This window comes from Gordonia sp. LMA167 (assembly GCF_058130025.1).
Genome location: NZ_CM176708.1, coordinates 1,258,393 through 1,273,032, shown reverse-complemented (window position 1 = coordinate 1,273,032; position 14,640 = coordinate 1,258,393). Strand labels below are relative to the sequence as shown.

Sequence of the window (14,640 nt, the reverse complement as noted above, 5' to 3'; positions counted from 1 at the left end):
GAGCGCTCGCCAGGAAGAGGCAACATGTCCTCTGGCATCTCAAGCGTTACGGTGGCTGACACCGTCGTGATATCGGCGATCTACAGCACGTGGGCGACACATGAGGAGTAACTCAGATTTGTTCCAGTGATGATCTCCCCTCAATCCGGCGAGAGTCGATCGTGCCCGGGCTTACCGCCCTCGGAGTGTCATCGGAACTCGTGGCGCGGGTCCCTGAGCTTCCGCGTGAGGTCATCGCCATCATGGTCTATGGAAGCCAGGCACGCGGAGATTGTCAACGGCCAGTTTGATGTCCCCGCTGGTGGCCAGGTAAAAGTCCCCGCCCTGTTGAGGTTGGTTTAGTGGTGGGGCGCCTCCGTTCGGTGGGTCATGCGGTAGGAATCGCCGTCGGTGATGACGGTGGTGGCGTGGTGCAGTAGCCGGTCGAGGATGCTGGCGGCGGTGGTGTGTTCGGGCAGGAACCGGCCCCACTGCTCGAACGGCCAGTGGCTGGCGATGGCCAGCGAGCGGCGTTCGTAGGCGCCGGCGACGAGCCGGAACAACAGCTGGGTTCCGGTGTCGTCGAGCGGAGCGAACCCCATCTCGTCCACAATGAGGAGGTCCTGGCGCAGCAGGGTCTCGATCATCTTGCCGACGGTGTTATCGGCCATCCCGCGGTAAAGCGTCTCGACCAGATCGACCGCGGTGAAGTAGCGGACCTTGTGCCCGGCGTGTACCGCGGCGATTCCGAGCCCGATCAGGGTGTGGGATTTCCCGGTCCCAGCGGGCCCGACGATCGCCAGATTATGTTGGGCGCGTATCCATTCCAACGATTCCAGGTAGGCGAAGGTGTTGGCCGGAATCGAGGAGGCAGCCACATCGAAACTCTCTAACGTCTTGGTGACCGGGAACCCGGCGGCTTTAAGCCGGTTACGGATGTTGGAGGCATCGCGGGCGACGATCTCGGCCTCGACCAGGGTGCGGATGAGTTCCTCTGGGGTCCAGCGTTGAGTTTTCGCAGTCAGCAGCACCTCGGGTGCCATACGGCGGATCGCGGCCAGTTTCAACCTGCGCAACGCCATGTCCAGATCTGCTGCAAGCGGTGGTATCTCGACAGGGGCAACAGCTTTCGTCGATTCCTCGGTACTCATGACACCACCTCGTCGGTGCCCGTGATCTTGTAGCGCCCCAGATCCCGCGTGGGGGCCTGCGGCAGTTCGGCGACCAACGCGTCACCGGCCGGGCGGGGATTGGGTGTACCGGCCCCGGCGGCCAGGATCGACCGCACGTCGGCGGCTTTGAACCGCCGAAACGCTACCGCGCGGGTCAGTGCCGCGGTGAACTGCTCGCCACCGTGGGCGGTCCGCATCGCCAACAGTTCGTCGATCTCACCGCCGAGTCGGGTGTTACCGGCTGCCGCCGCACCCACCAGGAACTGCTCAGCGATCTCACCTATCGCGCAAAACTGTTTCTCTGCAACAGTTTTCGGTCGTGGCGACCGGCTGGGAGGTTTGCGCGCCCCACCGTAGTGGGCATCGTCGAGTACCACCTCACCGGGAGTCCCCAGCTGGTGATCTGCCACCACCTCACCGGCGGCATCGACGATCAGCAACCGGCCCGCCTCCTGCACCAGCCCTACGGTGGTGCCGACCAGCCGGGTCGGCACCGAGTATCGCACCGAGGCGTACCGGATACACGAGAGCTTGTCGACCTTACGGGTGACCGGTGGCGGGCCCACCTCGGCGCGCAGAGATGGCAACGGCGCCAACACTTCCCGCTCCACCAACAGTTGTTCGACAGGAACGATGCAGGTGTCGGTGTGGCGGCGGGTGTTGACCTCCACGCACCAGTCCACGGCTGCGCGGTTGGCCTCACCCACGTCGAGTGCGATGTCGTCGCGGCCCGCGGCGATCTTCGCTTCGGTCCACAACGGCTCGGCCAGATCCGATTGCACATAGCCGCACAGGTTTTCCACGATCCCCTTGGACTCAGGGTCCTCGCCGTGGCAGAAATCGGGGGCGAACCCGTAATGGGTGGCGAACCGAATGTAGGTCGGGGTCGGCACGACCACGTTGGCGACCACCCCACCCTTGAGGCACGCCATCCGATCCGCAAGCACCCGCTGGGGTACCCCACCGATCCCATCGAGTGCTTGAGCGATGAAACCCAAAGTGGTGGTGACTGTTTCGTCAGTAGCGAACCGAACGAACCGCCAGCGGGAGAACGCCAGCACCGCGCAGAACACGTGCAGCCCACCCACGGCGGCCCAATCGATCACCAGATACTCGCCCGGGGTCCACACCGCCGGCCGGCGACCCCAATACTGGCTACGCCGCCACTGGGCCTTCGATCGCGACACCAGACGCCGGAAGTTGCGGTCCGAGCCGGTATACCCGGCCGCCCGCGCGATCGGCAGCAACCGTTTCGCAGTGGTCTTGCCGTGCGACTTCCTGACCCGCTCAGCGACCAGATCGGCCACCGATTCATAATTGCTGACCCGCTGTTTACGTGGCGGCGGCCTCAGGCCGGCCTGACCGGCCTCGAACCGCTCCACCACACGCTTAACGGTCTTGTGAGTGGTACCGCAGATCTCAGCGGTCCCACGATAGCTACCGACATCGCGGTAGGTCGAAATGATGTCCATTTGGTCCCTCGCAGTCTTCAATGGAACTCCCAGGCGGTGATGGTGATCGGTTGGCACCTTCACCGTCACCGTCTGGGCTTCCAATCCAGGTTCGACACGTCGAACACAGGGCGGGGACTTTTATCTGGCCACCACCGGGGACCTCGATCTGGCCACCAGTGGGGACTTTCTCATGGCCATTCACAGGAGATGCGGTACCCGGTTCCGACCTTGACCTCTTAGCGGTGCTACCGAGAGCGCGCCCGAGTACTTACGCGGGCGACGTAAGCATCAGCTACTACACGCTCGAACAGCTGGACTCCGGAATTGGGACTCTGTTTGGGGCTCACCTCAAACGCGACGGCCACATCCTGGCCGACCCTTCCGGGCAGCTAAACGTCTCAATACACGGGATGGGAGATGTCGATACCGACCGTCTGTTCGCACGCTCGTTGCATCTGACGCAGTTGTTCACGTGCCCACAGATGGATCTCCCCAAATACCTGACAGGGCTCGTTCGAGAAGCTCGCTACCTCCTCCGCAGCTGCCTCTACGCCCGCGCAATCGCACAAGGTTCACCATGCTTTTCTGTTCGAGAACTGGCCATTCGGCACTCCGACCCAGACCTCACGCAGTTGCTGGCGTCACGCCACACCGACGAGCCGACACTGGCAGAACTTGACGCATGCCTGATTCGACTCCGAAGAATTCTTGGATCATTCCCAACTAACGATCATGGATCACTCGAAGCGACAATAGTCAACGAGTGGGAAAACCCCGGAGATCTATTGTCGATGGCATTCCTGGCGCTCGGTATCACAGGACAAGAGACAGACTACGCTGAGGTCCAAAAGATCCTGCTATGACCTCCACTACCGCATTCGTTGGCGATATTCACGGCAACCTTGACGCACTACACGGCCTATGGGACATCCTATCGTTGAAAGATATCGAGCACGCCGTATTCCTTGGCGACTACATCAACAAAGGAACCCGGTCGGCGGGGGTTCTCGAGTTTCTCTTCGACTTGGCAGACTCAGGGAAGGCCACGTTGCTGGTCGGCAACCACGAGCTGAAGCTGTTGAATGCACTAGATGCGGGCGACCTACGCGGCTTTCTCAAGATAGGCGGTGCCGCCACAATTCGATCGTACGTCGCACGCCCCGTCGGACCGAATGTCTTCGCAGACTTCACTGCTTGCATTCCACAGGAGCACGTTGACGCCTTGCGACAGCTCCCAATGGAGTACCTGACCGATGACTTGATCGCCCGGCATGCTCCTCGGCAGACAGTGGACACGACACGATACTCGGTCAGCGCGCACTCACCGATTGGCGACGTCCCGCGAATCGGCTCGCACGCAGCACAGCTCGATACCGGTTGCGGGGAAGAGGGAGGTCGACTGACCGCGCTACTCTGGCCTGGCCTCTGCTATGTACAAGTCGACAATACAGGTACGGTCATCAACGAATGATTTTACGCATCGCCGTCATTGAGACGATCGAGTTGCCACGTCGCTTTTTCTAATCCAATGGTATTCCCCATGCTCTCATTCACTTTCACGCAATCCAGGAGATAGCTCCTCGCTTCATCGAGGTATCCTGCTGCGCGGCAGCACTGCCCGAGAACGAGAAGTGAAATGGCCTCGCCAGGCTTGTTTCCTATTTGGCGGTTTGCCGCCAACGCCGCTTTTCCGTTGGGAATTCCTTCGGCCGGTCGACCTTGTCGCAGTCGAAGCTGGGCTACCAATGCATTCGCGTTGCCGTGCAGTGCCGTTGTGGGGGAAGATCGAAGTGTCTCGATCACTTGGTTGGCGAGCTCAACGGCCGTATCAAGGCTTTCCTCTGCGACGTCAAGCCTTGCGAGGTTGATTAGTGATTGGGCGACGTCCCGGGCGGTCAACCGCTTGCGTCTGCGTTGCAGAGACTCTTCAAAGTTCTGGCGAGCAGACCTGAGGTCGCCGAGGCGTTGATGCGCCAAACCTAGATCGTCCAGGATTCTGCAACGAACAGATTCGCTGGCGGCGTCGTCGTGCAGCAACAATGTCAGCGCGTGTTCAAGACGACCGATGGCATCGTGCTTTTGACCTTGTGCGCTGAGAACCCTTGCCTGCGCTGAAAAAGCATCCGCAGCCGCCACGGAGTGAAGCGTGTCGTCTGCCGCAGAATAGAAGTCGATCGCCTGTTGTGTCTGTTCCAGAGCCCGGTCGAGCTCACCGTCGTGCCGCAGAAACGCGGCGAGGGCCAAATGCTCGTCCGGCCCACCGATCGCGGCCGCCTCTTCGAGCGCTGCACGGCCGGACTCTGGCTGGCCAAGTTCGACGAGCTTCTCTCCACGTAGACGCAAACTCGTGGCTTTCAGAACGTCTTTTCCGGATGTGGGAAGCAAATCGACGTACCGGGGCACCTTCGGCCCTACTGACGTGGCCGCCCAAAGGTTGAGACGTTCAGCGAGCTTCTTCTTCAGATCCCTTGCTGTACGGACAGTTTCAAACATCAATGAATGCTGGTCGATGATCTGGTCCTTGAGCTGACCGATCCGCTGATCCGGGCTCGATGTGTCGAAGAACGCAACCCAGACGTCTCGCATCGGCTGCTCGGCTCTCGCCAGCTCCATCAGACCGGTGAACAGTTCCTCCTCGGTACCCGAGGTGTACCCCCATGGACTGCCCGGCTCGCTACCCCAACTCGCTTTGAAGAGGACGACCATGAAATGGCACTCGTCGATCAGCTCGTTTATGGCCGCTTGCGGCCGACGTACGGTGCCGCGCACACGATCCCACCCAACTACCTCATAGGTGACACTATCTGTTCCCTCGCGTCGGCGATTGTGCTCATCGACAGTGGCATGAACCGCGTTTCGCTCATCCTGTAAGTCGCCAGGAGACGCAAGGAAAATTCGAAGCGGCAGTGCGTCGGTCATGTACCGGATGGTAGCCGGAGCCAAGCGGTTGGTCGTCACAGCATGCCGCTGTCTCCAGCGCGCGCCTTGTCGGCAGCCGAGCATGCTTTGATTGACCCGCTGTTTCCGCATGGTCGGACAGCCTCGCGTCTTCACGGAGGACCGTGGAACGCATCAGAGCCAGCCGCTCGTCGTTTCCGGAAGAAGGCCGCCGACCTCGGAGCTTCATTGCGTTGAGGTCGCTTTGGGTTCGACTACATCGTCTGTCATTGCGAGCACCAGACTGTGAGAGGCGCATTGATGGTGGTCCTGACGTAGGTCTCGACCGCGGCAAGGAGATCGGACTGCTGTTGGCTCAATTGCGACGAGCTCAGTCCGGGTTGGACAATCACTATTTCCATTCGCCTTCGATGGACCTGCGCTTGGGCCTGAAGCTGAAGCAGACGAGCTGCATCACCGGCTTCAAACGGGCTGACTCCCGTGCGCTGGTGCTTTGCTTGAGCGCGACGCGCGAGCTGCTTGAAGAACGGGCCGAGATCGCTGCGCCTCCATGCCACCGACTTCTGAGCCTGGCCGCAGACTTCGTATAGGTCGGCCACTCGCGCGCCTGGCGTGACATCACTTGAGTACTTGCAGTGGAGGAGACGGACGAGTAGGCCCTCGTCGTCTAGCCTCATTGCGACGATGTCCGCGATCTCTCCTGGACCATCGTCGTCGATCACTACGTCCCATCCGTCAGCGTCGGCAAGCGTGTCTCTGATCGCTCGATATTGAATCGAGTGGCCGAGTTTATTGGCTTGCTGCGATTCGACTTTGATGTCCGTGCCGGACCAGTCGACCACAACGAGATTGTTGGAATCGAATGGTGCACGGTCCCCCCGCGGCCGGTAGAGAAGCCCACCTTCGACGATCCGGTCGTTATTGAGCAAGAAGACTAGGCCGGCCCGGTTCAGCCAGGTGCTGAGCGGCAATTCCGAACGCGGTCGAATCACTTGAATGTCGTCTGCGCTGGTGCAGGAGTACGTCACGTCGCCTTCCATGCTCACTGCCGCTTCGTAGGACACAGTCCACGCGCGGTTGGAGATCGCGAACTTGAATGGTCCCGTTATGCTCAACGTGTCTGGAATGAGGTCGCAATAGACCGCCTCGATGGTCTTGTCTTCGTAGGTGAGCTTCATACTCTCCGCGTTCTGGGTGTGAAGCTCCCACGGCCACTCGACGCCGAGAAGTACTCCCTCTGGCCGACCGTCCAGTGGTTCGGGGAGTATGAAGTTTCCGATGACATGGTCGATGGTGAGTGTGTCGTCGAGGAGCTTTGTACCGATGGCATCGCACCAGTCGCACCATTGCTTCAGACTCGTCGCCGTTGAGTGCGACCAGATTCGACCCTTCTGGGACGCACTGATGTTGACGCGCTCTCCCTCGCGGAAACCCGATCCAGAGATGTTGGTCTGGGTCTTCGTACCGGCCTCGGCTGCGGTGAAACTCTCGGTGACGTCGGAGCCGACGTGCATCGAGAATCGACGGAACTGACTTCGAGCATCGAGAACGCCGACGTTCGTCGGCACAAGGCGCTGGACGTCGCCCATTACGCGGTAGACCTGACTTCCGTTGAAGCGCATAGCTCCTGGGCCAAGAACGGCCTCCGCGAGCTCTTCGAAGACCCCGTCGTTGGCCGAGTTGTTGATGTAGAACAGCCTGCGCTCGCTATCGAAGTACAAGACATACAGCTCGTAACCAATCTCGTCGAGCGTCTTGAGATCGCCCCAGCGGACCGGGATTCGACGCTCGACGACGCACCAAGCGACACCCGCCTGTGCGTTCAGGCCAATTGGATTGGTAAGCAGCGACTCCTCGCCGAAGTAGCCAACGATTGCGTCAGTGTTCCACTGTGATGTCGGCGCCCTGTAGACGACAGCACTCATTTTCGGGAGCAGGCTTCGGAGCGCGACCTCGTCCGGCAGGCTTCCGAATCCGGCCTCAAAATCGCTGACCTCCTGCTGTTCATCGACGGCAGCCTCGGAGATATCTCGGAGTAGGAGGTTCCAATCCGCGTCCTCGGCGTAGAGGCTTCGCAGGCGCAAATCGGGCTCAAGTTCTGTTCGAGCGACGAACATTGCGGCGTCACCGAACTCGCCACCAGAAGACGTTCGCGCGAATCGTCCAATGAACTGGAGAGTGACGCCCAGACTCTTATGCGAGTCATGGACAGCGGCGGCTTTCAACGCGGGGAGGTCGAATCCCTCGCCGAGCATGTCGACGCAAACTACTATGCGGGACTCTCGAGTCTTCAATGCGTCGACAGCTGCGCTGCGGCTTCTCGCCTTGAGGGTGCTGTAGATGACTACTGGTTTGAGGTCAGATGCCGCTTCTGCATAGAGGGCCAGGATCGCCACCGCACGCGGAATGCTCTTGACCCGCGCCATCAAGATGTGGTCTTTGCCCTCTTCGAGATCTGCCCGCAGTCTTGCGACAGCTTCGGCAGCCAATGCCCCATCTGGGTTCTCGAAGTCAACGACCGACTTGAAGTCGATCGCAGAGAAGTACCCCTGCGCTTGGGCTTCGCGGAGTGGGAAGGAGTAGATGATCCGGCCTTGCAGGTGTTTGCCGTCCTCACGGAAGGGTGTAGCCGTGAATTGAATCACCGGTTTGCCCGCAAAGGCTGACCGGATGTCAGTCCAGGTCGATGCGGCAACGTGGTGGGCTTCGTCCACGAACAGATGGCTGAACTCGGCGAGAAATGCCGCTTGCACCTCTGAAGTTGATGAGTGAAGAGCAGACGGGGTGCTCACGACGACGTTGCAAGCCTGAGCAAATGCAACAGCGTCGCCTTCTGCGGAGAACTGATGGCCGACGCGACCAACGACCGGGCGGATTGCGCGAGACGCGACGATGCCGAGTTCCTGGAGCACTCCAAGCCGGTCGAACTTACCCGCGATCTGTTCTCGCAACGCGTCTGACGGAACAAGCACAAGCAGACGTCTGGGGCGTGCTGTCACAAGGAGGCCGAGCATGGTCTCGGTCTTCCCGGTGCCCGTCGGCATCACGACGGTCGCGGGTTCGGGCCGTTTCGTGGTCCAGTACCCCAGCACCGCGTGGATCGCTCCCAACTGGGGCGAACGAAGACCGACCTCGCCCTCACTGGGGTCTTCCAGCCGTAGTGCACCACGGTAACTATCGAGGACCTCGGCTGAAGAGTTGCGCGGTAGCGGGCCATGCCTGTTCCAGGTCGCGCCTCGCACGCGGTCGCCTGCCTTCGTCCCGACCGGCAACCTGAGCCACAGATCGTCAGCCGCAAGCGGCTTGTCTACTGTCGACGCGGGCCAGGTACCGAACACATTTGACACTTCCAGCGCGCCTGCGGTTTCCGAAACGCCTGTGAAGCCCGAAGCCGGTACCAGGAGTTGGCGGGCAATGTTGCCGTCAACAATTAGCGAGGCCGACCATTGATCTGCACTGCGCCACACCTTGGCGTTCTGCCCTTGCTCCATCCCCGCTCAGCTCTCGTCAGAACGTGGCCGCCGCTCGCCATGCGGTCAGAACCCATGCCTCATCGAAACGTACAGGTCAGGATATGCCTCCACCGCGTATAGACGCTCCAAGCCTCGCGAGTCCGGCGCGCCGTCCAACTCCATGAGCATGTCGCGACCACCGATAAACGCCGATGGAACAAGATTATCGCTGGCCGCTACCAGAATCTCGTCGTCGCCAAGCGCGACGACGTATTGGTAGCCCGCTCGAATGTCGCGGGCGATCTGAGCACTACGCTCGACCCAGGCCATGCGCTCACCTGTAGCCGTTTCAACGTCGCCAGAATACCCGACAACACCTTGGCCACTCACGATCTTGTGGGTAACGAATCGTTTCTCACCTGCGGGGACATCCTTGTTTTTTCTCTTTACAAGATTCTCGACGTAGCGATCGGCGGGCGGCGCCAAAGCCGTCGTCCGTTCATCCCAGTGAGTCGAAAGATCTGGGAGCGGCACGGCGCCAACGAATCCTTCAAGGGGGCGGTGCAGAACCGTCAGCGCGTCCTCTGGGACTTCAGCGAATGAGTGCCTTAGCGCGGGCCGCAGAGCTACCGCCAGCCGTGGTTCGAGCGATAAGAAGAAGCGCTCAGCATCAAACAGGGTCTCGACCACCGACCTACCCGCAACGCCATCGCGATAACCGTGCTGCGCCTCCTTGCGAGCCCGCTTCTGAAACTCAGAGGAATCAGGCCCACATAGTCCGACGTAGTCCGTCGGAAGATTGGCGTAGTCCGCCCAGTGCCACACCGCTCTCATAACTTGGGCGCCAGCGTTCATCGGGACGCTATAGGCGCGGTTTCGGACCAACAGGTCGTCAAAAGTGACTGGCGAATGCGTTTCACAGTTGCGTACAAGTTCTAACCCCGTCACTACCCGACCGCCGGGCGAACGCTCACGCAATTTCTTGTAGGGTTCGCCGAACTCCGGCTCGAAGACAGATTCATCGAGGATATTGACAACGAGACATGCGCTCGTTGCCTCAATGAGGGCCGCGGTTTTGTCTTCGAGGGTCGCGTACCAGTAGGACAAGATAGCGCGGCGAAGGCCACGCATCTGCCTCATTGCCTTGGCCAACCCGGCTTCGGTCAAGCGGCCTAGTGGGCCTCGATCCAGCTCTTCCGTCGGTGGTGCCATCAGTGCAGCTGCTCCCTTCCCCTATCTTGGGCAGAACCTCCGGTACTACCGGTACTGCCGTGCCGGTGCATCTAGGCATGCCTTCACCGAAACTTCGCAACCCGTGTAGAGGCCAAACAGGTCGGCGTTCAGTTGCCGCTACGGGTCGGGGATCTTCAACTCCCAAGCCGATGGGTCTCTCCTGTCTGGGTCGGGATCAATCCGTTTGCTCCATGGAATGGAGTGTTGTGCGCCACCAACTCTCACTTGGGTCGCTGATACTGATGCCTATGTCTGTGAGCCCTACTTCGGCAAATGTCGCGGTAAACGCCCCGCTATAGTCGAATTCGGCACCGCGGCTGCGCGTCCAACGCTCGGGGTCGGGGTCCTCCTCGTCGACATCAGCGGTGAATGTGCCGTCAATCTCGCCGTCAATCTCAATTTGACCGTTCGCGTATCGCAATTCGTGGAAATAGACACCAATCGGGTTACGGCTCGGTGCGCTATTCATGCATATGTCGAGGTAGTCGTGATCACGTCCGCGCACCCACCGCTCCACCTGATCATCAACGTCGCCGCGAACCTCTTCACGCACTGTGTCGAGCGCGTACCGGAGGGACAAGCCGAAAACGTCCTCGAGAACGACGGCCACGCGGCGAGACCTCCCGTCCAGTTCGACGACCGATACACCGTCGGTTCGCTGATAGGTGCGTCCTTCGTACTCGATCGGGGGGTGATGGGTTGTATAGTCCTCGGCATATGAGGCATCTAGTAGGTCTGGAAATCGACTGCGCAGGACGTTAAGGACGACGCCGCCAAGGGCCTTGATCGCACCCGCCGCAGCCTCGTCGGCTACGTCAGCCGCGGTGATTGCAAGGAGAACCTTAGTGATGTGGGTGTCTCGACGGAACCGGTCGAGGTTGCGCTGAACTGTCTCCGCTCTACTCCTCGCGCGTTTGAGTTGCGATTCGACGCGCGGCGCGTGCTGGTACACCTCATTGGCCTTTTCCTGATTGCAAGGCCCGCAGATCGGGGCAAGGTTTTCCACCGCGTCGAGGTCGAACACAGTTGTGGCAGCCTCTCGCGGTCGCCTGGGAACGATATGGTCGATCTGCAACTCACGAAACAGCTTTGGCGTGCGACACCAGTAGCACTTGCTGCCCCATGCTTCGGTGAGGGCGAGCAGCAGGAGTCGGTTGTGGTCGCTGGAGGTGTTCGAGTACCTGGCGTCGATTGGGTTCATAGGCGGGCGGCATCCGGGCGGCGAGCGCCCGTCACGGTGCGGGACCTGACTAGCGTGTGTGGCAGCACACAGTCAATTTACCTTGGGGCGGAGTGCCACGGCCCCGCAGTCAACGAAGAATCCAAGGGTTCAGTCCGCCGTGTAGATAACGAGCCTGGGCCTCATGAATCCAGCCACCCCCCATCATCGGGTATCCCCGAACTCTCAACGGGCTCAGCGCACTCGACGAGATGGCTCCGGCGCCACCGGCCAATAGCGAACTAGGTAGAATCCGAGGACCAACTCTGCTCGTACGGGCAGATCGCATCGTGCCTACTACGGCACCGAGTGCAGACGCGGAGCCCTGGTTCGACGTTTTCGGACTGTCCGAGGATCGGCTATTCCAGGTGACCGACATACAACCCGGAATACGACACCATCTCCGGAATCGGTACGACAGCATTGGCGGAATCCGACATTGTGCCCGGAACCAGAAAACATCAGCCGACATCGAAGCCCGGAATAACCGATTTGGCCGACAATGACGCCGACACCGAGTCCGGAAACCGACAACTTTCGCCGGAACCTACAGCTGCATCTCGACAGCGGCAACAGCTACCCCCGCGCCATATCCACGAACTTGCTCAAATGCAGTTGGTGCGCAACGGTTATCGTCGCCGTCGGACCGTTGCGGTGCTTGCCCAGAATGATGTCGGCTTCACCCGCACGCGGGTCGTCGCGTTCGAAAGCGTCAGGGCGGTGGAGCAGGATGACCATATCCGCATCCTGTTCAAGCGATCCCGACTCACGCAGATCCGACACCTGCGGCTTCTTGTCCGTACGCTGCTCCGGACCACGGTTGAGCTGACTGATCGCGACCACCGGAACCTCGAGTTCCTTGGCGAGCAGCTTCAACTGGCGGGAGAACTCGGAGACCTCTTGCTGTCGGGACTCGACTTTCTTGCCCGACGTCATCAGCTGCATGTAGTCCACCACAACGAGTTTCAGGTCGTTGCGCTGTTTGAGACGGCGCGCCTTCGCGCGGATCTCCATCATGGTCAGGTTGGGTGAGTCGTCGACGAAGAGTGGGGCCTCGGAGATCTCGCCCATCCGGCGGGCGAGCCGGGTCCAGTCGTCGTCGGTCATCGTGCCGCCGCGCATGTCACCGAGCTTGACCTTGGCCTCCGCCGACAGCAGACGCATCACGATCTCGGTCTTGCTCATCTCGAGGGAGAACATGGCGCTCGTGAGGCCGTTGTGGATCGAGCACGACCGCAGGAAGTCCATCGCGAGAGTGGAGTTGTGGGTGGGCACCATCGCCTCGCCGGCGAGGTACATGTGCTCGTCGTTGTCGACCTGCACACACCGCACCGGCACGCTGTCGATGGGACGGATGTCGACGAGGCGGCGCACGCCGGCCCGCCGACGCAGTTCCTTGTGGCGGATCGCCTTGTGGTGCACGGTGAACACGTCGTCGTCGGCGTCGACGCGCAGCCACCCGGTGGCCGATCGCTTGTAGTTGTAACCGAGTCCGGCGACCAGGTCGGCGACGACGGCGGTCATATGCCGCGTGGCGGCCGGCACCGTGATCCAGCCGTCGTCGTCGACCGTGGCGCGGGCGTCGAGCAACCCCGCGAGCAGTGCCCGACGCTGCGCGATCGACCCCCGGAGGTATTCGAACGGGATGCGGCCACCGAGGTCGGCCATCAACGTCATCACGTCGACGGGCCCCTCGGCGTCGATGCGCATCGCGATCTCGGGATCGTCGAAGGCCATCCCGGCGAGAGCGGCCACCGTGTACGGGCCGTAGGCGAAGCGGCGGCGCGGCAGATCCAGCGGCCGAGTGTTGCGGACCACCGCGCAGCCGACGTGCACACGCAGCGTCTCGGTGGTGACGGTCTGGCGTTTGCCGTCGATGTCGGCAACCCACTGGTGCTGGCCGTCGGCGACCAGGACGGTGCCGTCGTTGAATTCGACCTCGTAGCACGGCCGTTCGGTCATGACGTCGGTGGCGGCGACCACCCGGGTCGGGCGTCCCTGCGCGTCGAGCAGCTGGTCGCCGACGGCGACGTTGCCCATGGTGATCCAGCCGGTGGGCGTGGGCAGCGGGGTGTCGAGAGACAACGCCTTGCCGACACCGGGACGCGCGGCCACGATGATCATCTGGCCGGGATGCAGGCCGTTGGTGAGTTTGTCGAGGTCGACGAAGCCGGTGGGCACACCGAGCGAGAGGCCACCACGCGACGCGATCGAGTCGATCTCGTCCATCGTCGGCTGGAGCAGCTCCTCCAGCGGGACGTAGTCCTCGGCGGTGCGGCGTTCGGTGACCTCGTACACCTCGGCCTGGGCACGGTCGACGACCTCGGCGACGTCCTGACCGTCGGCGCCGGCGTAGCCGTACTGCACGATGCGCGTCCCGGCGGCCACCAGACGGCGCAGAATCGCCTTCTCCGCGACGATCTCGGCGTAGTAACCGGCGTTGGCGGCGGTCGGCACCGTGGAGATCAGGGTGTGCAGATACGGCGCACCACCGACCCGGCGGAGCTCACCGGCCCGCTCGAGCTCCGCGGACACGGTCACCGCATCGGCGGGCTCACCCTTGCCGTAGAGCTCCAGGATCGCCTCGTAGACCGCCTGGTGCGCAGGTCGGTAGAAGTCGGCCGAACGCAGTTTCTCCACCACGTCCGCGATCGCGTCCTTCGACAACAGCATGCCGCCCAGAACGGACTGCTCGGCCGCCATGTCCTGCGGCGGCTGCCGCCCGTAGTCCTCGGCGGGAACACCGTCGTCCCCACGTCCTCCGCGTGTGCCCGGAACCGACTCCAGATGGCCCGGTTCGTGCCCGCGGTCGTCGACTACAGCCACTCGTGTCAAACCTCTCGCAGTACTTGCACCACTCACGCCTCGAGTGGGTCCGACTCTGTGGCGTCCGCGGCATGGGCCGCCGACGTCGGTCGTGCTTGATTCCGTGATAGTCACCGGCACCGACAAGGTTCATCGGCGACGCCGCGCGCCCACGCAAGAAGCACTGACGGAGCACATTAGATCTCGGATCCGCCCCCACTCAAACGCAGTTGTGCACAACTCTGTCAGCAAACTGTGGACCGACTGTGGACGCGCTCGGGACGGTTGTGAACCCCCTGTGCACAAACTGGGGAATAGTTCTGTGTGCACAAATGTATTCGCAGGTCAGAGCCCCTCTGGTTTGTACACAACCGGCCCGAAATATTGCCTCGGCGTGTCACGTCGGATGTCGTATTCGGCGTGTTGCG

Annotated in this window: 8 protein-coding genes; 1 reads left to right on the top strand and 7 read right to left on the bottom strand. The window is 61.5% G+C overall.

The genetic code is table 11. The annotated features are described in order from the left end of the window. Positions 1-338: 338 nt before the first annotated feature. Positions 339-1,130, bottom strand: coding sequence for an IS21-like element helper ATPase IstB (gene istB, locus ACVT6V_RS05675; RefSeq protein WP_489898833.1), 792 nt, complete (start codon positions 1,128-1,130; stop codon positions 339-341). Further along, positions 1,127-2,644, bottom strand: a complete 1,518-nt coding sequence (gene istA / locus ACVT6V_RS05670) for an IS21 family transposase (protein ID WP_489898832.1) — start codon at positions 2,642-2,644, stop codon at positions 1,127-1,129. The genes istB and istA overlap by 4 nt, the downstream gene beginning before the upstream one ends. Before the next feature lie 820 nt (positions 2,645-3,464). Here istA and ACVT6V_RS05665 point away from each other — a divergent pair. Next, positions 3,465-4,076 carry a metallophosphoesterase gene (locus ACVT6V_RS05665; protein ID WP_489898831.1) on the top strand — a complete coding sequence of 204 codons (612 nt, stop codon included), beginning with the start codon at positions 3,465-3,467 and terminating at the stop codon, positions 4,074-4,076. Positions 4,077-4,078: 2 nt separating this feature from the next. Here ACVT6V_RS05665 and ACVT6V_RS05660 read toward each other — a convergent pair whose 3' ends face one another. The 5 genes from ACVT6V_RS05660 to dnaB all read right to left on the bottom strand — a co-directional run bounded on the left by ACVT6V_RS05660 (position 4,079) and on the right by dnaB (position 14,233). Further along, a complete protein-coding gene (locus tag ACVT6V_RS05660) occupies positions 4,079-5,524 on the bottom strand; it encodes a tetratricopeptide repeat protein (RefSeq protein ID WP_489898830.1) in 1,446 nt (481 codons plus the stop codon). A gap of 245 nt (positions 5,525-5,769) precedes the next feature. Further along, positions 5,770-8,994 carry a DEAD/DEAH box helicase gene (locus ACVT6V_RS05655; RefSeq protein WP_489898829.1) on the bottom strand — a complete coding sequence of 1,075 codons (3,225 nt, stop codon included), beginning with the start codon at positions 8,992-8,994 and terminating at the stop codon, positions 5,770-5,772. A 45-nt stretch (positions 8,995-9,039) separates the two neighbouring features. Next, complete coding sequence (locus ACVT6V_RS05650) at positions 9,040-10,167, bottom strand: hypothetical protein (RefSeq protein WP_489898828.1); 1,128 nt, start codon at positions 10,165-10,167, stop codon at positions 9,040-9,042. Between the two features lie 196 nt (positions 10,168-10,363). Further along, positions 10,364-11,389, bottom strand: coding sequence for an HNH endonuclease (locus ACVT6V_RS05645; RefSeq protein WP_489898827.1), 1,026 nt, complete (start codon positions 11,387-11,389; stop codon positions 10,364-10,366). Between the two features lie 594 nt (positions 11,390-11,983). Then, the gene (gene dnaB, locus ACVT6V_RS05640) at positions 11,984-14,233 is read right to left on the bottom strand and encodes a replicative DNA helicase (protein WP_489898826.1); all 2,250 of its coding nucleotides are present in this window, start codon (positions 14,231-14,233) and stop codon (positions 11,984-11,986) included. Positions 14,234-14,640 lie beyond the last annotated feature (407 nt).